Here is a 22,998-nt window from a genome sequence, read left to right on the forward strand (position 1 = left end):
GCAACCTTACGACCATATGTCGAATATGGCCTTTCCTGCCTCGAGATACAGTTCAACACGGCGAGACTTCACTGAAATCGCCGTGCCGACTGTTTGGATCCAAAGCTGAATACAGCTTAATACTGATTATGTACCCGCTTGATCAAGGCAGCCAGCCGCTCGATGCCAGAACGAATACGTTCGGGCTTCTCGGTTGCAAAACTTAGCCGCGCGGTATTAGTGCCAGAATGATCACAGAAAAACGCCTGGCCTGGCACAAAGGCAACTTTGGCGTCTTCCAGGGCCAGTTCCAGCAACTTACGGCTATCGATATATTCCGGCAAAGTTAACCATATGAACATGCCGCCTTCGGGGCGCGTATAGCTGACACCATCAGGCATAAAATCATCCAGGGCTTTCAGCATGGTATCGCGTTTATGGCGATAGGCATCGCGCAAACCTTCAATATGTCCGGGAAACAACCGGCTAGCGGCACGCAATGCGGCTTCCTGATTAACCGTTGAAACATGCAAGTCCCCTGCCTGTTTCATCAAAACCAGCCGTTCAATCACCGGGCGCGGGGCGGTGACCCAGCCAATGCGCAAGGCCGGTGCCAGGGTTTTGGAGAAAGTCCCCAACTGAATGACACAACCGGCATTGGGATCCCCCTTTGTTTCATCTAGCGCCAGCAATGATGGCAACTGCGTGCCATCATAAGACAGCTTGCAATAGGCAGCATCTTCCAGAATAACCGCGCCATATTTCCGTGCCACTTCAAGCACGGCCAAACGGCGCTCCAGCGAATAGGACCGGCCGGTGGGGTTTTGAAAATCCGGTGCCAGATAGGCAATGCGCGCGCCATTGGCAAAGGCTGTTTCAAGCTGGTCAATCACCGGGCCGTCATCATCCATATCCACGCCAACATAGTCCGGGCGGCGCATGGAAAAGGCCTGCATTGCGCCCAGATAGGTCGGCTTTTCCACCACAATCTGACGGCCCGATTCCAGCAGCAAGCGGCCCAGCATATCCAGGCCCTGCTGCGCGCCACAGGTGATAAGAATATTGTCGATGTCACGCTTTGCCCCGCTAGCGGCAAGATCATCGGCAATCCATTGGCGCAGTGCGGGCAAACCCTCGCTGATCGAATATTGCAGGCTGCGGCGTCCAGCGGCGTCATCGGCCATCAGGTCGCGGTAAACGGTGTTAAAATCATCCAGCGGAAACAGGGAAGGGTCAGGCACTCCACCAGCAAACGAGGTAATTTCCGGCCGTTCGGCCACCTTCAACAAATCCCGGATTTCCGACGCCGTCAGGGCGCGGGCGTCCCGCACGATCAAATCATTCCACTGGAGGGTCATGGCGCTTCTCTTTAGGTCAGTTTTGCTGTCCTTATTAAGCAAGCAATCCTGCCCTAAATCAACATTATTCTTCAAGAAGCATATTTTTTGAAATAAAATTACCGATCAGTCTTTTATAGGCCCAAGTCACGGATGGCTAACCGACAGCCTGCCCCGGCTTGCTTTTTGCAACCGTATTCTTTTTTTCCGCGTCGATACTGGCTACAATGCGCGCCACCTCACGAGATTGGGCAAAATGATAAAAATCGATGCGATCAACCTTAAAATCCTGCGTGCCTTGCAAGCCAATGCCAAGCTGACCAATCTTGTCCTGTCAAAACTGGTGGGGTTAAGCCCCAGCCCCTGCCTGGACCGGGTCAAAAAGCTGGAAAAGGAAAAGGTGATCAAACGCTATCGCGCGGTGATCGACCTTGAAAAACTGTGCCCGCATGTGCGCGTCTTTGCCGAGGTCACCCTGGAAGGCAAAGGAGAGGATGATTATAAAAAATTCGCCGACGCCATCCGTGAAATTCCCGAAGTCGTTGCCGGATATCGCATTTCCGGCCCCTATGACTATATGCTCAGCCTCGTCTGCCGCGATGTGCAGCACTACCATTCCCTGTCGGAAGAAATGATTTACGGCAATCTGGGCATTACCAAATTTATCGGTCACGTTGCCCTTGCCCAGACCAGAGCGTTCAAGGGCTTTCCGGTTTAATTGCCTGGCACCACAATCACCTACCGCATTCAGGCCGTTTAATTGCACAAATTAAAACTGGAATTCGCCACAGAGACAACAAATTTACTGTGAATTCTCAAATGGCGCTTGCATCGGAACGCATTCCGTATTACCCGGATTACAGAAGTGAAATTAATTCAATAACACTATAAATGTGTTATTTACCGTCAGGAAAGACAATGCAGCCTAATCTGACCCATCTCCGCCAGCTAGAGGCCGAGAGCATTCATATCATCCGCGAGGTGGCCGCGTCCTTTGAACGCCCGGTGATGCTTTATTCCATCGGCAAGGATTCATCGGTTCTGCTGCACCTGGCCCGCAAGGCCTTTTACCCGGCCCCGCCGCCCTTTCCCCTGATGCACGTTGATACCACCTGGAAATTCCGCGAAATGATCGAATTTCGCGACCGGGTGGCAAAGGAATATGGCTTCGAGCTGATTGTTCACATCAATAAAGAAGGTGTGAAACAGGGGATTGGCCCGTTCACGCATGGCTCCAGCGTACATACCGATGTTATGAAGACACAATCCCTCAAACAGGCGCTCAACAAATACAAGTTTGATGCGGCCTTTGGCGGTGCGCGCCGGGACGAGGAAAAAGCCCGTGCCAAGGAACGTGTTTTCTCTTTCCGCACCGAAACCCACCGCTGGGATCCGAAAAACCAGCGCCCGGAACTGTGGGATATTTACAATTCCCGTATCAATAAGGGCGAAAGCATCCGTGCCTTTCCGATCTCGAATTGGACGGAACTGGATATCTGGCAATATATCTATCTCGAACAAATCCCGATTGTGCCGCTTTATTACGCGGCCAAACGACCTGTTGTTGAACGTGACGGCACCCTGATCATGGTTGATGATGACCGTATGCCGCTGCGCGATGGTGAAGTGCCGGAAATGAAATCGGTCCGTTTCCGTACCCTTGGCTGCTATCCGTTAACCGGAGCGGTTGAATCGGAAGCCGCAACCCTGCCCGAAATCATTCAGGAAATGCTGCTGACCCGGTCTAGCGAACGCCAGGGCCGTATGATCGACCATGACGAAGCCGGATCGATGGAAAAGAAAAAGCAGGAAGGTTATTTCTGATGGCACACAAGTCTGATCTGATTGCCGATGATATTCTGGGCTATCTCAAGGCCCAGGAAGAAAAAAGCCTGCTGCGTTTCATTACCTGCGGCAGCGTGGATGATGGCAAAAGCACCCTGATTGGCCGCCTGCTTTGGGATTCAAAACTGATTTTTGAAGACCAGCTTGCCGCCCTGGAGGTCGATTCCCGCAAGGTTGGCACGCAGAATGGCGAAATTGATTTCGCGCTGCTGCTTGATGGTTTGCAGGCCGAACGCGAACAGGGCATCACCATTGATGTGGCCTATCGCTTTTTCTCGACCGACAAGCGCAAATTCATCGTCGCCGATACGCCGGGCCACGAACAATATACCCGCAACATGGCCACCGGCGCCTCGACCGCCGATGTTGCCATTATCCTGATTGATGCGCGCAAGGGCATCCTGACGCAAACCCGCCGCCACAGCTTTATTACCTCCCTTTTGGGTATTCGCAATGTGGTGCTGGCAGTCAACAAAATGGATCTGGTCAATTATGATCAGGCCACTTTTGATCAAATCGTTGCCGATTATCAGGAATTCGCCCAACAACTGAATTACCATTCCATTCAGGCGATCCCGATTTCCGCCCTGCGCGGTGACAACATCATTGAATCCAGCCCCAACACCGCCTGGTATGAGGGGCCCACCCTGCTTTCGCACCTTGAAACGGTTGAAGTGGAGCAGGAAGCAATTGAAAAACCCTTCCGCCTGCCGGTTCAATGGGTCAACCGCCCCAACCTGGATTTCCGCGGTTTTTCCGGCACGGTATCGTCGGGCGTGGTCAAGCCGGGTGACGCGATTGTGGTCTCCTCCTCGGGACAGACCAGCAAGGTCAAGGAAATCGTCACCTATGATGGCCATCTTGACCAGGCGATTGCCGGACAGGCCATTACCCTGACACTGGAAGATGAAATCGACATTTCCCGGGGCGATGTTCTGGCAGCGACCGAAGCCCGCACCGATTATGCCGACCAGTTTGAAGCCAAAATCATCTGGATGCACGAAGACGAAATGCTGCCGGGCCGCCCCTATTTAATCAAAATGGGCGGGCAGATTTCGGGCGCACAGATCAGCACCCTAAAATACAAGGTTAATGTCAATACGCTCGAACATATGGCCGGTAAAACGCTGGAGCTAAACGAAGTTGGCATTGCCAACATCGCAGCCGACCGCGCGTTGGCCTTTGACCCCTATGACGATAACCGCCATACGGGCCGCTTCATCATCATTGACCGCTATACCAACGCTACCGTTGGGGCGGGCATGATCAACCATTCCCTGCGCCGTGCGACCAATATCAAATGGCAGGAAATGGACATCAACAAACAGGCACGCGCCACCCAGAAGGGCCAGAAATCGGCTGTTCTGTGGTTTACCGGCCTGTCAGGTGCGGGCAAATCGACCATCGCCAACCTGGTTGAAAAGAAGCTCAATGCCCTTGGCAAACATACCTACAGCCTCGATGGCGACAATGTCCGTCATGGCCTGAACAAGGACCTTGGTTTTACCGATGCCGACCGCGTGGAAAATATCCGTCGCGTGGGTGAAACGGCCAAGCTGTTTGTCGATGCGGGTCTGATCACGCTGGTTTCCTTCATTTCACCGTTCAAAAGCGAACGGCAAATGGCACGCAGCCTGCTGGAAGACGGTGAATTCATCGAAGTCTTCATCAATACCCCGCTGGAAGTTTGTGAAGAACGCGATGTAAAGGGCCTGTATAAAAAGGCCCGCGAAGGCAAAATTGCCAACTTCACCGGCATCGACAGCCCCTATGAAGCCCCGGAAAACCCGGAAATCACGGTCAACACCTCGGACCAGTCTGCCGAGGACGCTGCTGAAATGGTGGTCCAAAAACTCGAGGAATTTGGCATTCTCGCTGCCTGGTTCCCGGAAATCTGACCCTGACCTAATTGCTTACCAAACACCCGGCAATGAATTTTGCCGGGTGTTTTTTGCATTATACGCTTGGCCCCCAAACCTACGCAATTTCCAACCAGTATAAATTTGCGCGCTGAACGCACGTTTTATCGCATTTGACGCGCAAATATGATAAAGTGACAGAGATTACAAAGGAGCCTGGCAATGACTGCCTCTAACACAAAAATGATCAAACGCCTTAACGCAACATTGCCTGACCCATTGGCAATTTATGTTGCGGAAATGACCGGCAAAGACGCCTTATACGAAACACCCAGCGAATTTATCCGCGATCTGGTGCGCCGACACATGGAAAAAACGCAAGACCAGGAACGTGCCGACATTCATGCACATCTAAAACGGTCTTTGCATGAAAATGATTATTCTGACTGGACGGATAACGACCTTACTGATGCCCGCAAAATCGCAATCGACTAGTTTTTCATGACCCGGATCGTCCGCAGTGCGGCTTTCAAACGCCAGCTTGTTGATTTAACGGCCGGCTATCGCGCACGGGCGAGCTCGAACATCGCGCTTAAATTCGTCGATCAGGTCGATAGCGCCATTCGCTTCATCGCGACAAAGCCGCTGGCCTGCCCGATCTATACCCGGATTGAACACAAAGATTTCCGGAAATGGAGCCTGCAGGATTTTCCGACATCTATCTTCTTCCGGTTTGAAAGTCAGGATATAATCATCCTCGAGGCTTTATACGCCCACCGAATGAACATTTCCGCTCGACTTTCGAAATCATAAGATAACCAAACGATTTAGCATTTCGCGCTTAAGCCCGTTTCGACCTGTTCCCAATCGCAAGCGCCTGATCGAGCATGGGTTGGCAGCGGGTGATATCAAGTCGCAAGCTGGTTTTACGGGCATCGGCAAACAGGCTGCGCAAGGCATCATCGGCTACCGGCTCGGCCAATGCACCAAATTCGTTTTGCAAAAAGGCATGATATGGCTCTGGCAGCGGGTCGCCATAATTTTTGCGGTTAAATAAGTACGTTTCCGCCAATTTAAAATTCTGTTCCATGTTGCGATAGAGGATGGTCTGGTAATTGGCTTGTAATTCCACCTCGCCATAGCGATTGACGAAGATGATGGGAAACATTACGGCCAGTTCGGGCAAATACCGATTGGGGTAGACCTTTCCGCCCCAATAAACCTCTGCCAGTTTGGCGTATTTGGCATAGTCGCGAATGGCGTAAAAACCGGATTTCGCCCAGGGCAAGATTTCCACCTGCGGCTTGCTGGGATTGACCGTATCATTGGCAACATCGACATAAAGGCTGCCAAACTGAAAGGCATTCTGGAAATAGCTGTTGCGCAAATTGCCCCACACCCGTTTGGCAATGCCCCCATTGAGGCAAAATTCGCGCAGGGCCTGCATGGCCGGGGTGGTTGGTTGCTGGATCTGCTGTTGCAAAAGGTTCAGCATACCCTTGCTGATTTCCAGACAATAGCCCTTGGGATAGGTCCGGCGCGGGTTGTTTGTGACTTCGGCAGAAAGGCGATAGGTGTTGTCAAACGCTGTGCGCAATTGCTGCAAATCGACATAAAGCGCATCCAGATGCGGCAGCAACCAGGTTTTGGTCAGTTTGGTCTGGCGCAACGTGATTTCGACCGGGGTTTCCTCGTTGGCACGATTTGTGATTTCCTCAAGTGTCAGAATATCCGGCATTTACAGACCTTTTTATGTTGCCGAGCGCCAGTCATAACCATACACGGCCCGCCCCAAAGCTTCATGGATAAAATACGCCTTCAGGTGTACGCGGCCTTCTGTCAATGCTGACGCAAAAAATTCATTCAGGCTGAAACCCGGGAATTTCCGGGTGACACACGTCACAATGGCCGCAATGTGGGCGCCGCAGCACAAGGTTTTTATTGCATCCCCCCGCCTTAATCCCCATCTTCAGGTAAACCTTTTGGACAGGGTCCAAGATCGAAAAGTCAGGATCGCGCACGAAACACATTTACCCCGGCACTTTTGTGCTTCCCGATAAACTTTAAACCGGGATTTCAAGGCACAAAAGCCCTTCAGGCGACAACGCCTTATGAATGCGATCCGTAACCGGCCCGGATAACCGGCCCTTTATCTTCCCGAACGACAGAACTGGAACTTTATATAATGCCCATGACGACCGCCAGCCCGGCACCCGAACCAAACCAGCACCACGATGATATCATCTATCCGGCCCTGATCCCGTTTTCGCTGGTGCATTTGGCCTGTTTTGCCGCGATCTGGACGGGAATCACATGGCAAGCCGCCATTTTGGGCCTTGTGTTATATGTCGTGCGCATGTTTGGGGTTACGGGTGGGTATCATCGCTATTTCTCCCATCGTGCCTTTGCCACCAGCCGCTTTTTCCAGTTTGTTCTGGCCCTCCTCGCGCAAAGCAGTGCGCAAAAAAGTGTTCTCTGGTGGGCCGCCAAACACCGCCATCATCACAAATATTCCGATACCGAAAACGATGTGCATTCCCCGCGCCATCGTGGATTTCTCTACAGCCATGTCGGTTGGATCTTCGCCCGCCAGCATGACCAGGCCGACCTGTCCACCGTAAGCGACCTGACCCGCTATCGCGAACTGATGTGGCTGCATAAATTTGAAACCGCGCCCGCCATTGTCCTGGCGGTGGCCAGTTTCCTGATTGCCGGGTGGTCGGGCCTTGTGGTTGGCTTTTTCTGGAGTACGGTTGCCTGTTACCACGGCACATTCGGCATTAATTCGCTGGCCCATGTCAGCGGACGCAAACGGTATGTCACCGGGGATGATTCGCGCAATAACTGGCTGCTGGCAATTGTGACTATGGGCGAAGGCTGGCACAACAACCACCACGCCTATCAAAGCAGTGCGCGCCAGGGGTTTCGCTGGTGGGAATATGATGCCACCTATTACATCCTGTGCGTCCTGTCATGGATTGGTTTGGTCCGCGATTTGAAACAGCCGCCCAAGCAGGTTTTGCGCAACGAACAGCGCCTAGGCACCAAGGTGATCAACCGGGCTGCCGAACAGCTTGCCGCCCGCTTTGACCCGGACCGCATTGCCAAGGCCATCAGCACCACCCTGCACGGCCCGGACCTGCAAAACCTGCAGGACGTACTGACCAATGCCCGCCACCGAACCGGCGATGCCCTTTCGGCGTTCCATTTGCCACACCTGCCCAGCCGGGACGAATTTATGGCAACCGCCCGGCAGATGTTTGCCAAGACCCGTTCGCTCGATGATATTATCGACCGCGCCTATGATTATTTCCTGGCATCCGTGGGCAACAGGTTAACCCCGGCACCCGCAACAGCGGGCTGACAGACAGGTTCAGCCCCCCGCAACAAATACCCCCGCAGGCAAAACACCCTGCGGGGGTATTTTGTTTCGCCCTCCGCCTGTCACCGCCTGGCACGGTCACAAGACAAGCAAAAATATCGGCTGATTTCACCACACCTATTCGTTTTGCACATAGCGCGTTTGTGCATGCCATGATTGACATTTTATTTTCAGTAAATGAATAATCAATCACACTATTTTTAGTGGACAAACCACCTCATACGATCGGATCTGCCTTCATGAATAACACTGCGACGCGCAAAACCTCTGGCTGGACATTGTTTTTACCCAAACTGGTCACAGTCTTTCGCGAGGGTTATTCGCTGGCACATCTAAGGCAGGATGCCATTTCGGGCATGACAGTGGCGGTCGTTGCCCTGCCGCTTTCCATGGCGCTGGCTATTGCCAGCGGCGCCACGCCGGACAAGGGGCTGATAACCGCCATTATTGCCGGTTTTTTCATATCTGCCCTGGGCGGCAGCCGTTTTCAAATCGGTGGGCCTACCGGTGCCTTTGTAGTGGTGGTGTTTAATGTCATCGCCCAATATGGCTATGACGGGTTGATCCTGGCAACGCTGATGGCCGGTATCATGCTGATCATTGCGGGGCTGGCGCGCTTTGGCACATGGATCAAATATATCCCCGAACCGGTGGTAACGGGCTTTACCTCCGGCATTGCGGTAATCATTTTCACCAGCCAGATCAAGGATCTGTTTGGCCTTAAAATGGCAGAACTGCCGGCCGAGTTTATCGCCAAGATCGAAGCCCTGTGGCAGGCTCGTGCAACCCTGGACCCGGTAAACCTGGCAATTGCATTGGGCGCACTGGCCGTCATCATCATCGCCCGGCGCACCGCCCCCAAACTTCCCAGTTTCCTGATCGCGGTTGCCCTGGCATCGGTAATTGTCGCTGTTGGCAATTTGCCCATCGAGACCATTGGCTCTCGCTTTGGTGGCATTTCAGCCGATATCGGCCTGCCCTCCCTGCCTGATGTCTCGACCGCACGTATCATGCAGCTCATGCCCAGCGCCTTTACCATCGCCTTTCTGGCCGGGATCGAAAGCCTGCTATCCGCAATGGTGGCCGATGGCATGACAGGCCGCCGCCATCGTTCCAACTGCGAACTGGTGGCCCAGGGTGTTGCCAATCTGGCATCCGGGCTGTTTGGCGGGCTGCCGGCGACCGGGGCCATTGCCCGCACGGCCACCAACATTCGTTCCGGGGCGAAATCGCCCATATCAGGCATGTTGCATGCGGTTTTTCTGCTGATTTTCATGCTGTTGCTGGCCCCGCTGGCAAATTACATTCCGCTGGCTGCCCTGGCCGCCGTGTTGATGGTTGTTGCCTGGAATATGAGCGAGATGGACCGTTTTGCCCGCCTGCTGCGCGGCCCGCTGGGCGACCGGCTGGTGCTGATCGTAACATTCGGCCTGACGGTGATGGTGGATTTGACGGTTGCCATTCAGGCCGGTGTGGTGCTGGCTGCCATCCTGTTTATGCACCGCATGTCTGAAAGTGTCATCATCTCCCAGACACCGGCAGGCAATGGCAATGCAAACAACGGCGACAAATTGAGCACACAAAACCGTTCCGGCACCACCCCGCTGATCCGCCAGGACCAGCCCGATGGATTGCCCGATAACCCGATCATGCGCGAGGGCATCCCCGATAATCTTGAAATTTATCGCCTGTCGGGACCGTTGTTTTTTGGCGTCGCCAACCGACTGACCGATGTGATCGACAGTGTAGCCGGTTATCCGCGCGATTTTATCCTGTGTATGGATGATGTGCCCATGATCGATGCCAGCGGCGCATCGCGGATCGAACATTTCATTTCCACCTGCCAGCGGCATGGCACACGGCTGTTTCTGGTGGGCTTAAGGTCTCAACCGCAAAAGGTTCTGGCGGGTATGGGCATCCTGGAACGCAACGCCCTGCATGTTGAATCCGACATTGCCGGTGCCTTGCAAAAAATCCGCCCAACGCGCTAAAATGGCCAATAAAGCAAAGCAGATTGCACAAAAGGCCGCCTTCTATTGACCATTGTTTTTCGGGTCGCGTGATCAAACAGTTACGCAATCAATGCGCGACCCAAAACCAACCCAGACGCGAATAATCATTAAATCCCTGCGATCGCACCCTTTTTTGGAAACCATTCATCGCGTGCAACGTTACCCCTGAATATAGTCTGTCTGCCCGGGTCTAGAGAGCCAGGCGATTATCTATTGCTGGCATTCGCGTGAACAACAATAGACAATTGTGAAAAGGCGGGCGCACAATACCGTCAGAAATTGACAATATTCAGGGAAGTTTTATGTCAAACAAAGACGTTGTGATCTCCGCGCGTGCGGTCAGCAAGCGGTTTGGGGGCGGCTCCAACGCTGTTCTGGCACTTGATGATGTATCGGTTGATATATTCCAGAACGAATTTTTCACCATGTTGGGGCCGTCTGGCTGCGGCAAAACCACGCTTTTGCGCCTGATTGGCGGATTCGAGCAGGCAAGTGGCGGTGAAATTGCCCTAGAAGGCAAAGCCCTAAACGACCTGCCCCCATTTAAACGCCCGATCAACACGGTATTTCAGTCCTATGCCCTGTTTCCGCATTTAACCGTGCGCGAAAACGTGACATTTGGCCTTGAAATGCAAAACATACCCAAGCGCGATGCCAACTGCCGCGCCGAAGAAATGCTGGAACTGGTGCGCCTGGCTGAATTTGGCGACCGCCAGCCCAGCCAGCTTTCCGGCGGGCAGCAGCAGCGTATTGCGCTCGCCCGTGCACTCGCCCCGGCCCCCAAGGTTTTGCTGCTGGATGAACCGCTTTCGGCACTTGACCTGAAATTGCGCAAGGAAATGCAGATCGAACTCAAACGCCTGCAAACCGAAACCGGCATTACCTTTATCTTCGTCACCCACGATCAGGAAGAAGCCCTGGCAATGTCAGACCGCATTGCCGTGATGAAATCGGGCAAGATCCTGCAAATCGGCACCCCGCGCGACATTTACGAAACCCCAACCCACCGCTTTGTCGCCGATTTCATTGGCGATAGCAATTTCCTGCAAGGTGAAATTCACCAAAACGGGGCGGATGCTGGCAATGCCGTCCTTGCGCTGCCGGGCGGGCAAACCATCAGCCTGGCCGGGGTGGCAGAAAACCCGTCGCGCCCTGCTCAACAAGCCAGCGCAACCATTGCCATTCGCCCGGAACGCATCATTCTGGCCCCACAAGGCAGCAGCGAGACAGCACTGCGCGGCAAAATCGACGATGTGGTTTATTTTGGTACCGACACCACCTATCACATCCGTCTGGATGATCAGACACGCCTGTTAACGCGCGTTCAAAACCGCGACGGGGCCACCATGTCCTTTGCGCGGGGGGATGATGTCGATATTACCCTTCCGGCCGCTGCCATCCGTGTATTGGTGGACTAGGCCGATGGAATTTTTCACCCGACACAAACGTTTCTGGCTGATCGCCCCGGCAGTGGTCTATATCGGCTTTTTCATGGGCCTGCCGCTTTTGCAAATGGCCTATGTTTCCATTCTCGAACGCGGCACAAATGGCGGGGTAAATTGGGGCAGCCTGTCCTTTGATGCCTATGTTTCGTTCATCTTTGACCGCGATCTGATGGATAATCTGATCGTCAATACCGACTATCTGCAAATCTTCCTGCGATCCTTCGAACTTTCAGCCCTGACCACCGTTCTGGCGCTGATCCTGGGTTTTCCCACCGCCTTTTATATTGCCATGCAGCCGCAAAGCCGGCGCAACATGTTCATCTTTCTGGTCACAATCCCGTTCTGGACCAACATCCTGGTACGCAACTATGCCTGGATGCTGCTGCTGCGCAATGGCGGACTGATTGACAATTTGCTGAATGCCGTTGGTCTGGATACCGGCGGGCTGGATATTCTTTATACGCCCTATGCCGTCTCCATCGGTCTGACCTACACCTATCTGCCCTTCATGGTGCTACCAATTTATGCCAGCCTTGAAAAACTGGATCACCGTTTGATCGAGGCAGCATTTGACCTGGGGGCCAACAAACGCAAGGCCATGACCCGCATCATTCTGCCGCTGGCAACACCGGGCATTATTGCCGGGTCCATTCTGGTTTTCATTCCCTGCCTGGGCGCCTATGTCACGCCAGAGCTTCTGGGTGGTGGCAAATTCATGATGATCGCCAATCTGATTGGCAGCCAGTTTGGCGCAGCACGCAATTGGCCCTTTGGCGCAGCACTGGGCTTTGTCCTGCTGGCATTGGTGCTGATCGCGATGATGGTCTATTCGCTTAAATTCAAAAAAATGCCGGAGGACGCATCATGAAAGTTGATCGCGCCAACCCGTTATGGCGGTTTCACGGCATTACGCCAATGGCGATTTTCTTTTTCGCCTATCTGTATTTGCCGATCATTGTGCTGCTGGTTCTTTCCTTTAACGAAAACCGGCTTGCCACCATCTGGACCGGCTTTTCCACGCACTGGTACAGCGTGGTGCTGGATAATTCCGACATGCTGCGCGCAGCGAAAAATTCGCTTATCATTGGCCTGTCGGCCACTGTCATCGCCACCCTTGCAGCAACCCTGGCCGCAATGGGCATGGCACGCGGTCGGTTTCGCGGCGAAACCGGCGTTGCCGCCATGCTGACATTGCCGCTGCTGGTCCCCGAAATCGTTACCGCCATTGCCACCTTGCTGTTTTTCATCGTGATTGGCGTCAAACTGGGGTTAATCAGCATCATCGCCGCCCATACGGTATTTTGCATTCCCTTTGCCTATTTGCCCATCCGCGCAAGGTTGGACGGTATGGACCCTGCCTTGATCGAGGCAGCAAACGACCTTTATGCCAATGAATGGCAGGCGTTTAAGCGCGTGACTTTTCCACTATTATGGCCGGGCATTCTTTCCGGTGCGATGCTGTCCTTCATCATCTCGCTCGATGATTTCGTGATTTCCTATTTCGTCGGCGGGGCCGGGTCCACCACCCTGCCAATCTATATCTTTGGCATGATCCGCATTGGCATTACGCCCGAGGTCAATGCCATTTCCGCCCTAATGCTGATCATATCGATCATTTTTGTCAGCATCTCGTTTTTAATTGACCGGATCCGGTATTAACAATCGGCCCTGTCATATTATTCGACGTAAAACGCGTGCGGTTTGGGGGACGGGGCCGCACGCCAGAGCATAAATCAGACCGTCCGATCAGGGAGTTTTAAAATGAAACTACGTTCTATCCTTCTGGGCGCATCCGCCTTTGCCCTTTTAAGCCTTGGAGCCGGGGCTGCCAAAGCCGACGGCGAGCTGTTTTTCTACAACTGGTCCAACTACTTCCCGCCGGAACTTTTTGAAAAATTTGAAAAGGAAACCGGTATCAAGGTGACGCTGGATGTTTATGATTCCAACGAAACCATGCTGGCGAAGCTCCAGGCCGGGGCATCGGGTTACGACATTGTTGTCGCATCCGATTACATGGTCGATGTCATGATCAAGGAAAAGCTGGCAACCGAATTTGATGCCAAAAGCCTTGAAAATTTCAAAGATGTCGCCAAGCCGCACGACACCATGAAATACGACCCGGAGCGCAAATATTCGGCTACGTATTTGTGGGGTACAACCGGCTTTACCTATGATTCCGATATCGCCAAAGAAAAGCTGGATGATAGCTGGAAAGAGTTTTTTGAACCACGCCCCGAATTCCAGGGCAAAATCGGTGCTTTGAATGACGAAGTCGAAATGTATGCCGCTGCGGCCTATTATGCCGGGGTGGATAAATGCACCGAAGACCCGAAAGAAGCACAACAAATCCTCGACATTTTGCAAAAGCAGAAACCCTATGTCGCGGTTTATAGCTCCGAAGGGACGATTGACCGGATGGCCGCCAAGGAAGTTGCCATGCACATGCAGTGGAATGGCGCATCGCACCGCACCAAAGAAAGCCTGCCCAGTGCCGTTTTTGTCTATCCCAGGGAAGGGCTGAGCTTCTGGTCCGATCACTTCATCATCCCCAAAGGGGCCCCACACTTTGACAATGCCAAAACCTTTATCAACTGGATGATGTTGCCCGAGAATGCCGCCGCCGCATCCAACTATACCGGTTATATGAATGGCATTAAGGGATCGGATGCCTATCTTGATGAAGCCCTCAAGAATGATCCGGCCGTGAACATGCCCGAGAAATATGCCGACCGGCTGGTTGCTGGCAAAAACTGTTCAACAAAGGCCCGCGATTTGCGCAACCGCGTCTGGACCAAGCTGAAAAGCTGATAAACCTGCGTTTTTGCGCCACAAACGTGGCTGACAGAGACTAAACCATCACCGGCAGCCGGTATCTGACAGTGAGCTCAGGTTTCCGGCTGCCTTTTTACCCCGCATATATATTTGGGGGCGTCACCATGACCCAAGACCTGACAGATACCGTCAATATCGCCCTGTGGGCCACCAATCTGGGTGTTGCCATTTCCGGCATCGCTGACTGGATCGCTCATATTGACCAGAAAATGAAACAGGCCCGTGCTGAAGGGGCCGATATTTTTGTCATGCCGGAATATGCCAGTGAACAATGGCTGGCCTTTAAGCCCCACGGCCTGCAACCGGACGAGGAAATCGCCTGGATGGCCGACTTGGCCCCAACCGTCATCGATGGCGCAACCAACCTTGCCATTCGCCATAACATGATGCTGGTTGCGGGTTCCATGCCCTGGCATATCGGTGATGATCCGCGCCGCGGTCAAACCAACCGGGCCCTTGCCTTTCTGCCCGATGGCAAAATGATTGCCCAGGATAAACTCAGCCTCACCCCGGGCGAACAGGAACCCGATAACTGGAACCTGACACCAGGTAAGAAATTGTCCGTCATCGACTGGTGCGGTTTGCGCATTGCCATTTTGATCTGCCTCGACATTGAAATGCCCGCCCTGTCCTGCCTGCTGGCCCGGCAAAATATCGATCTGGTGCTGGTGCCATCCATGACAGCCAAACCCTCGGGCTATCATCGGGTGTTTGGCTGTGCCAAGGCGCGTGCCGTGGAATTGATGTGCACCATTGCCGCCTGTGGCACCACCGGCGCAGCCATTAACACCACGCAAAACCCCACCAATTACAGCGGCTGTGCCGTTTATATTCCGTGCGAACCCGATTTGGGCCATAACGGCATATTCGCCATGATCGCACCCGATGGTGGGGATGGTGGCGATGGTCCCGTCTTGCTGGCCCGTGATGTCCCGGTTGGCAAAATCCGCCAGTTGCGCGCGGGCGATGCCGAAGTCTGGCCAGGGAACTGGTCGGCGCGCGAAATCGAGGTCACACAGGCCTGAATGTGATGGGGTCATTTGCGAAGCGAAGCATTACCGTCATTCTTCACGACGCCAATTGGCCCCATAAAATTTAGCAAACTGGTCCTTCGTCTAGAACCGACTGTACCTCACATTGGCCGAACTGCGTATCATTGAGGATAAAGACCATGACCACCGCGCCCCGATACAACCAGTTCGGCCAACCCATTGGCCACCCTGTCGAAAACTGGAAACCCAGCACCCTGCCACCTACTACAGCCATGACGGGCACCCACTGCCGGGTTGAACCGATTGACCCCGCCAAGCATGCCAACGACCTGTTCGAGGGCAACCGGGTGGCCGCGACGGGCGAACGCTTCACCTATCTTCCTTACGAGGCGTTCGAGGATGTTGGTACCTATCAAACCTGGCTTGAAAGCATGCGCGGACCGGACCCGATGCTGCATGCCATTATCGACCTTGCCAGCGGCAAAGCAGTAGGCATTGCGGCATTTCTGCGGCCCGATACCACACATGGTACAATTGAAGTTGGCCATATCAACTATACCCCGGCCCTGTCGCAAACCATTGCCGGCACCGAAGCCATGTATCTGATGATGAAACGGGCCTTCGACGAGTTGGGCTATCGCCGCTATGAATGGAAATGCGACGATCAGAACGCCCCGTCGCGCGCCGCCGCAACGCGGTATGGCTTTGTTTATGAAGGCACCTTCCGCCAGCACATGGTTTATAAGGGCCGCAATCGTGATTCGGCATGGTTTTCCATCCTCGATCAGGAATGGCCGCTGGTCCGTGCCGCATTTGAAGCCTGGCTTGCCCCAAAAAACTTCGATGCCAATGGCAAACAAATCAAAAGCCTGCAAACCCTGCGCACGGAATTGGCCGCATCATAAGGCCGGTGCAATAATCAAATTGTCCAACAGGATAAAACGCCGCCGCTGCCTGGCGGCGTTTTTATTGGGGGGTAACATGCCCTTCAGCAACCGGGCTCGTGCGCTGATCGTCTGATGATTATGAATTTGGCAGAAGTCACGTTATAACAAACCAACGCCTTAATCCCGGAGCCCCGAATGTTTGATGCTCGCCTGCGCCCGCTGATTGATCCACCTTTGAACGCAATGGCACGGCGGCTTTCGGGCAGCGGTATTACACCAAACATGGTCACAGCACTGGGGTTTCTTTTGGGCTTGATGGCCGCCTTTGCCCTGGCAATCAACCTTTATTACGTGGCTGCCACCCTGATCATCCTCAGCCGCCTGGCCGACGGTATGGACGGGGCCATTGCCCGCCATGCCGCCCCGCGCAGTCGCCACCCCAATGCCAAAACACAGGAAAGCGATATTGGCGGCTATTACGATATCGTTGCCGATTTTCTGTTTTATTCAGGCATGGTGCTGGCCTTTGCCATTGGACGCCCGCAGGATGCGTTAATGGCCGCGTTCCTGATTTTCTGCTTTGTCGGGACGGGCAGCAGTTTTCTCGCCTATGCCATTATCGCTGCCAAACGCGGGGACAATCATGAAAAACAGGGTAAAAAAAGCTTCTATTACCTGACCGGCATTACCGAAGGCAGCGAAACCATTGCCGTCCTGCTGGCCTTTTGTTTCTTCCCGCACTATTTCCAGCCCATCGCCGCCATTTTCGGGGTCCTGTGCCTAATCACAACCTTTGGCCGCGTCCTGCAAGCACGGCGCGATTTCTCCTGATCCAAGATCACGGTTGTGCCCTCCTATCAGCCTTTCACCTAAATCCTTTTGATGGGTCTTGACGGAATACACTCTCGACACCTAATACATTGGTATAGTAAATTATTCTTATGAAGATTAATTACCTCCTATAACAGGTATCGAGCAGAAGGGCGTCCCGCCTTGACTAACGACGAATTTGTTTTTCTCGAAGATGACGAAACCACGCCAGCGCCATCGCAGCCCCAAATGGCGCATGGCATTGCCTCGGCATGGCGCATTCTGGTCGTCGATGACGACCCCGATGTTCACGAAATCACGCAAATGGCGCTCGATGGTCTCGCTTTTCTGGGGCGCCCGGCAGAATTGCTTCATGCCTACAGCGCCAAAGAGGCCGCCGATCTTCTGACGCGGGAAACGGACATTGCCGTCATTTTACTGGATGTGGTGATGGAAACCAGCGATGCCGGCCTTAACCTGGTTGGGCATATTCGCGAAGCACTTGGTATGCGCAATGTCCGCATTATCCTGCGCACGGGGCAGCCCGGCCAGGCACCGGAAATGGATGCCATTACCAAATACGACATCGACGATTACAAAACCAAAACCGAGCTGACCCGCAACAAGCTGTTTACCACCATCACCACCGCCCTGCGTTCTTACGAGCGGATGCAAAAGCTCGACGCGAGCCGGGTGGGACTTGAAAAGATCATTTCTTCAAGCAACGAATTTCTGTCCCGTCGGGGTTTGCGCAACTTTGCCGAAGGGGTCATTACCCAACTTTCAAGCCTGATTGATGTTCATCCCGAAGGATTGGTTTGCGCAATTGGAGAACATGAACATCTAGACCTGATCGACAGCCATCAGCCGGTTCCAGCCGGTCATATTCAGATCATTGCTGCCGCGGGGCGCTATAGCGAACTGATCGGCCTTGATCTTGAGGAACTGCGTGCCAGTGACATCCGGGAAGCCCTGCGCACATGTATGTTGCGCAAAGAAACCATTCTGCTGCCTGACTGTGTTGTTCTCTATCTTTATGTCCGCGAGGGATATGCCCTTACAGTCTATATCGGTGCCCCCCACCCGGTTAGCGAGCTTGACCAGCATCTGCTTGAAATATTTTGCAGCAACCTGGCCCTGTGTGCCGAAAACATCCAGCTTGTCGAAAAACTCAAACGTCGCGCCTATGTCGATGAACTCACCGGACTTGCCAATCGCACGGCCATTCTGGAAACGATGACGGCCTTTCTTAAAAATCCCGATCCGCAGCCTCACTCCCTGATGCTGGTGGACCTGCAATTGTTTGCCGAAATCAATGATGTGCTGGGACATGCCTATGGTGACCGGCTCTTGTGCGCCGTTGGCGACCGACTTTCCAGTGTTCTGTCTGACTGCATAGTCGGCCGGATTGCCGCCGACCTGTTTGCCGTTGTCGGACGCAGCGAAGAACTATCACAAATATCAATGACCGCCATTTTCAAGGCCCCGTTCAAAATTGATCATTTTGAACTGCCCATGCGCATCGCTGCCGGATCAACCGACCTGTTTGCCGATGGGCAAACGGCACTGGATTTCATGAAGCAGGCCTATATCGCGCTCAAACGGGCAAAGTCAGCCGGGTTCGGTCAGGTCACAAAATATGACCCTCAACAGGCCGCCATCACCCGCGACCGCGCCCAGCGCCTTAATGACCTGCAAATGGCCCTGGAACGCAACCAGTTTGAATGCCATTTTCAGCCTCTGATTGATTTCACAACCGGCCGCCCCTGCGGCATGGAGGCCCTGGTGCGATGGCGCCGTACTGATGGCACCTTTGTCCCACCGTGCGACTTTATCCCGCTGGCCGAATATTCCGGACTGATCCGCCCGATTGGCGACTGGGTTTTACGCGAATCCCTGCACATGCTTGGTAAAATACATGCGGCAGGCTTTTCCGACATGCGCGTCTCGATCAATGTTTCAAAGGTGCAATTGCTGGCCGATACATTCATTGACGGGCTGGAACGCCTGGTTGCGCATGCCGGTATTTCGCCGCGTTTTGTTGAACTCGAAATCACCGAAAGCGCCTGTGACATTGGCATTGATGATCTTGAAATATTGCTGACACGTATTCGCGATTTGGGGTTCTCGATTGCCATTGACGATTTTGGCACCGGTTTTTCGTCATTGTCCTATCTGGACCGCCTTCCCGTCGACAAACTGAAAATTGACCGCTGTTTTGTCACCGGGCTCGATAGTGACGCCGAAAATGACAGCCGCATCGCCGAACTGATCATTCCCTTGGGGCATCGCCTGGGACTTAAAATTGTGGCCGAAGGCATCGAAACCGATAAACAGGCCCGCAAGTTGCGCGATATGTCCTGCGATATCGCCCAGGGATATTTGTACGGCCATCCCATGCCGGAAAACGAGATGTTGGTCTGGCTTGAAAATTTCAAGTCAGCTTAGGGGTAACAAACGCCAAATGACAACGCTGTTTCGTCTTGCATCGCTGGCTTTTCCTGCCTTGTTTGCCCTGGCAGGTTGTGAGGCCCCGCCGCCGGTTAAAATTGGCTTTGTTGCCGGGTTAACCGGCGCAGGAGCCGACACCGGCCTTGCGGCGCGCAACGCCCTGATGATGGTGGTTGACGAAACCAACAAAAATGGCGGTATTAACGGACGTTCCCTGGAACTGATCATTCGGGATGACCAAAAAAACACCGACCTTGCCAAAGACCTGATCGAGGAATTCCACAAGCTGGAAGTCGCAGCCATCATCGGGCCGATGATAAGTTCGGTCGGGTCGGCCATGCTGCCCGGTATCGATAAACACCAGATCGTCACCATTTCACCAACCGTTTCGGCACTGGAACTGGCCAACCGGGATGATCATCTTTTCCGCATCAATTCCACCACCAGCGAAAATGCCAGTATCTATGCCCGCAAACAGGCCGAACTGGGGCGCAAAAAAGTCTCTCTGGCACTTGACCATGCCAACGCCGTCTTTACCGAAAGCTGGGCAGCAGAATTCGAGCGCGCCTTTACCGCCCTTGGCGGTGAAGTCATTGCCCGCATTGCCTTTAACCATGAAAAAGAAACCGGGTTTTCGCAACCGGCCGAACAGCTGATTGCAACAAATGCCGATGCGTTTCTTTTGGTTGCCAACGGGTTTGACAGCGCGCAATTATCGCTTCAGCTTCGCAAACGTGGGGAGACACGCCCCATTGCCGCGGCCGAATGGGCCGCTTCGGAAGAACTGATTGTCATGGGCGGGTCTGCCGTAGAAGGGCTGGAAGTACTGCAAACCTATGACCGGCACAGCACGGACCCACATTTTCAGCGTTTTGTCAGCGCGTACAAATCCCGGTTCAATGCCATGCCGGGCTATACCAGTGTTGCGACGCACGATGCCGCCACTCTGCTTGTCGCCGGGCTGAAATTACAGCATCAGGCCAAAATCCCGCTGAAAAACGCCCTGTTGCAGCTTCCGCCGGTCAAGGGACTGCAACAACCGCTTCGTTTTAACAGCTATGGCGATTCCGGTCGGCAAAGCTATTACCTTATTATCCGCGATGGCCAGTTTGTGCTGCAATGAAAATCATTAAACCCTACCGGTTTCGCACCTGGCTGATTCTGTTGCTGTTTTCGACATCATTGTTCACCTTCATTGTCGTCGGCAGCCTGATTTTGCTGGTCAAAATTCCGCAAATTCGCAATGCACACGATGCGGCCCTTATCCAGGGCGTTTCCAACCTTACCGAGCGCAGCGAAACCATTCTGACGTTTCTGGAATCTGACCTTTATATCGTCGGCAACATGTTGGCACATGTGCCGGAAAACGACATACATCATGCTGTTATTGATCCGGAAAAAAGCCGTTTCAATGCAATTTATCTGGTGCGACCAAACGGTAAACTGACGATCACCTATATCCGCAACGCCAGTGCGCAACGCTGGCAGGAACTGGTTGGCATGGATATGTCACAAAATAGCCTGTTCCGCGCAGCTGCATCATCCGACAATGCAGTCTGGAGCGACCGTTACCTCTCTGTTGTCAGCGGTCACACAACCGAAGCCGTTGCAATGCGCCTTCCCGAAACCGGTGATATCATCATTGGCGAGCTTTCAATTCGGCGGCAAATCCTGCTTGACCAAAGCTTTGTCGGCAACAACGAAATCATCTTCACGATTGTCGACAGCAATGGCGAAATCATTGCCGACAGTGAAGCCAATGACATTAGCCAAATCTTTTTGCCCAAAATCACCAGCCTGATTCAAAATGACCGCGACAGTTCGGATCTCCAACAAATTACAATTGATGATATCGATTACGATATTGTCTCAAAATACTCTCAAACGCTGGGCTGGCATTTTACGGCACGGGTGACAACCGGCCTGGATAACCCCGAAGTCATCAGCCTGATCGATATTGTGCTTTTCTGTTTTGGCGGGTCGCTTTTGATCGGGTTGCTTATTGTGCCATTTTGGGCGCGCACCATGGTTTCACCGCTAAATGGCCTGGTTGAGCATGCGTCGCGTACCGCGCGTGGCACGCGGTTGCCCGCCCGTAAAAAAGGTGCCGTGCAGGAATTCAACCGTCTGCTTGCCGATCTTGACCGCCTGGCAACTGCTGTGCGCATTCGCCAGCAGGAACTGGGCCGCCTGAATGACGGCCTTGAAAAGCGTGTTCGTGAACGCACCGCCGAGCTTGAACGGAGCAATGCCGAACTTTCCACGACCCTTGAGGCCCTAAGCCTGACCCAGGACGAACTGGTTCAGGCCGAAAAAATGGCCGCCCTTGGCCGTCTTGTGGCGGGCATCGCGCACGAACTGAACACCCCGCTTGGCAATGGGCGCATGGCGGTTAGCACTCTTTCAGACCAAAACACCGAATTTTCCCGCCAGTTGGAACAGGGCATTCGCAAATCCGACTTGCACGATTACCTGGCCCAGAGTCAAAATCTGACGACGATGATCGAACGCAACATCATCCGTGCCAGTGATCTGGTTAGTAGCTTCAAACAGGTTGCGGTGGATCGCACATCATCATTACGGCGCAAATTCTCGCTGGCCGATGTCATTCATGAAATTGTCCTGACCCTGACGCCGTCGCTTAAAAATCGCCCCATCACCATCGAAAAACACATCGATACCGATTTTACACTCGACAGTTTTCCCGGCGAAATCGGCCAAATCATCACAAACCTAATCGACAATGCCCTTATTCATGCCTTTGATTCCAATCAGCAAGGGATCATTTCAGTGCATCTCGCAGCAGCCCCCGACAGGAAAGACGCCGTTCTGCTGGAGGTACGCGACAATGGCCGTGGCATGACAGAAGACGTTGTTGACCGTATCTTCGACCCCTTCTTTACCACACGCATGGGAAGTGGTGGCACCGGCCTTGGCCTGTCAATTACCGCCAATGCGGTCAATTCGCTGCTGGGCGGCACAATTAGCGCCACCAGCACACCGGGCGAAGGCACAACCTTTCGCGTGATCGTGCCACTGATCGCCCCGGAACATGTATCTGCCTGACCACAGGATCCAAAAAAAAACCCCCGACTGCCCTGTAACAGGCAATCGGGGGTTGGGGGCTTTATGCCGTTATCCCTCCCTGTTGGGTCACAACAGGAAAC

The 22,998-nt window shown here is 53.5% G+C and carries 19 protein-coding genes; 17 read left to right on the forward strand and 2 right to left on the reverse strand.

Annotation, left to right across the window (positions count from 1 at the left end; all coding sequences use genetic code 11):
- Positions 1–116: 116 nt before the first annotated feature.
- On the reverse strand, positions 117–1,337 hold the full coding sequence (locus tag LF95_RS18265) for an aminotransferase-like domain-containing protein (protein ID WP_073956605.1): 1,221 nt from the start codon (positions 1,335–1,337) through the stop codon (positions 117–119).
- A gap of 235 nt (positions 1,338–1,572) precedes the next feature.
- Between LF95_RS18265 and LF95_RS18270 the strand changes: the two genes are divergently transcribed.
- The 5 genes from LF95_RS18270 (at position 1,573) to LF95_RS18290 (ending at position 5,833) form a co-directional block, all read left to right on the forward strand.
- The gene (locus LF95_RS18270) at positions 1,573–2,034 is read left to right on the forward strand and encodes an Lrp/AsnC family transcriptional regulator (RefSeq protein ID WP_083607808.1); all 462 of its coding nucleotides are present in this window, start codon (positions 1,573–1,575) and stop codon (positions 2,032–2,034) included.
- Positions 2,035–2,234: 200 nt separating this feature from the next.
- The gene (gene cysD / locus LF95_RS18275) at positions 2,235–3,140 is read left to right on the forward strand and encodes a sulfate adenylyltransferase subunit CysD (RefSeq protein WP_073956607.1); all 906 of its coding nucleotides are present in this window, start codon (positions 2,235–2,237) and stop codon (positions 3,138–3,140) included.
- Complete coding sequence (gene cysN / locus LF95_RS18280; RefSeq protein ID WP_073956608.1) at positions 3,140–5,059, forward strand: sulfate adenylyltransferase subunit CysN; 1,920 nt, start codon at positions 3,140–3,142, stop codon at positions 5,057–5,059. Before cysD ends, cysN begins: the two co-directional genes overlap by 1 nt.
- Positions 5,060–5,242: 183 nt before the next feature.
- A complete protein-coding gene (locus LF95_RS18285) occupies positions 5,243–5,515 on the forward strand; it encodes a ribbon-helix-helix domain-containing protein (protein ID WP_073956609.1) in 273 nt (90 codons plus the stop codon).
- Between the two features lie 6 nt (positions 5,516–5,521).
- Entirely contained in the window at positions 5,522–5,833 is a 312-nt protein-coding gene (locus LF95_RS18290) for a type II toxin-antitoxin system RelE/ParE family toxin (protein ID WP_073956610.1), read from the forward strand.
- A 28-nt stretch (positions 5,834–5,861) separates the two neighbouring features.
- Here the strand turns inward: LF95_RS18290 and LF95_RS18295 are convergent, their stop codons facing one another.
- The gene (locus tag LF95_RS18295) at positions 5,862–6,758 is read right to left on the reverse strand and encodes a hypothetical protein (RefSeq protein WP_073956611.1); all 897 of its coding nucleotides are present in this window, start codon (positions 6,756–6,758) and stop codon (positions 5,862–5,864) included.
- Between the two features lie 447 nt (positions 6,759–7,205).
- On the opposite strand from LF95_RS18295, the gene LF95_RS18305 reads away from it, so the two are divergent.
- From LF95_RS18305 to LF95_RS18360, 12 genes are all read left to right on the forward strand, one after another.
- A complete protein-coding gene (locus LF95_RS18305) occupies positions 7,206–8,384 on the forward strand; it encodes an acyl-CoA desaturase (protein ID WP_215905703.1) in 1,179 nt (392 codons plus the stop codon).
- 257 nt (positions 8,385–8,641) lie between these two features.
- On the forward strand, positions 8,642–10,393 hold the full coding sequence (locus LF95_RS18310) for a SulP family inorganic anion transporter (RefSeq protein ID WP_073956613.1): 1,752 nt from the start codon (positions 8,642–8,644) through the stop codon (positions 10,391–10,393).
- 323 nt (positions 10,394–10,716) lie between these two features.
- Positions 10,717–11,832, forward strand: coding sequence for an ABC transporter ATP-binding protein (locus tag LF95_RS18315; protein WP_073956614.1), 1,116 nt, complete (start codon positions 10,717–10,719; stop codon positions 11,830–11,832).
- 4 nt (positions 11,833–11,836) lie between these two features.
- Positions 11,837–12,727, forward strand: coding sequence for an ABC transporter permease (locus LF95_RS18320; protein WP_073956615.1), 891 nt, complete (start codon positions 11,837–11,839; stop codon positions 12,725–12,727).
- Positions 12,724–13,518 (forward strand): ABC transporter permease, encoded by a 795-nt coding sequence (locus tag LF95_RS18325; RefSeq protein WP_073956616.1) that lies wholly within the window; start codon positions 12,724–12,726, stop codon positions 13,516–13,518. The genes LF95_RS18320 and LF95_RS18325 overlap by 4 nt, the downstream gene beginning before the upstream one ends.
- A 102-nt stretch (positions 13,519–13,620) precedes the next feature.
- Complete coding sequence (locus tag LF95_RS18330; RefSeq protein WP_073956617.1) at positions 13,621–14,667, forward strand: extracellular solute-binding protein; 1,047 nt, start codon at positions 13,621–13,623, stop codon at positions 14,665–14,667.
- A 128-nt stretch (positions 14,668–14,795) separates the two neighbouring features.
- Entirely contained in the window at positions 14,796–15,716 is a 921-nt protein-coding gene (locus LF95_RS18335) for a nitrilase-related carbon-nitrogen hydrolase (RefSeq protein WP_073956618.1), read from the forward strand.
- 146 nt (positions 15,717–15,862) lie between these two features.
- Positions 15,863–16,588 carry a GNAT family N-acetyltransferase gene (locus LF95_RS18340; RefSeq protein WP_073956619.1) on the forward strand — a complete coding sequence of 242 codons (726 nt, stop codon included), beginning with the start codon at positions 15,863–15,865 and terminating at the stop codon, positions 16,586–16,588.
- Positions 16,589–16,765: 177 nt separating this feature from the next.
- Positions 16,766–17,401: a CDP-alcohol phosphatidyltransferase family protein gene (locus LF95_RS18345; protein WP_073956620.1), complete on the forward strand. Its 636-nt coding sequence runs from the start codon at positions 16,766–16,768 to the stop codon at positions 17,399–17,401.
- A 162-nt stretch (positions 17,402–17,563) separates the two neighbouring features.
- On the forward strand, positions 17,564–19,828 hold the full coding sequence (locus tag LF95_RS18350) for a two-component system response regulator (RefSeq protein ID WP_073956621.1): 2,265 nt from the start codon (positions 17,564–17,566) through the stop codon (positions 19,826–19,828).
- Positions 19,829–19,844: 16 nt separating this feature from the next.
- Complete coding sequence (locus LF95_RS18355; RefSeq protein ID WP_073956622.1) at positions 19,845–20,954, forward strand: ABC transporter substrate-binding protein; 1,110 nt, start codon at positions 19,845–19,847, stop codon at positions 20,952–20,954.
- Entirely contained in the window at positions 20,951–22,897 is a 1,947-nt protein-coding gene (locus LF95_RS18360; RefSeq protein ID WP_073956623.1) for a sensor histidine kinase, read from the forward strand. The genes LF95_RS18355 and LF95_RS18360 overlap by 4 nt, the downstream gene beginning before the upstream one ends.
- The last annotated feature ends 101 nt before the right edge of the window (positions 22,898–22,998 follow it).

The sequence above is a fragment of the Thalassospira sp. TSL5-1 genome (assembly GCF_001907695.1).
In the GTDB taxonomy this organism is placed as follows: Bacteria; Pseudomonadota; Alphaproteobacteria; order Rhodospirillales; family Thalassospiraceae; genus Thalassospira.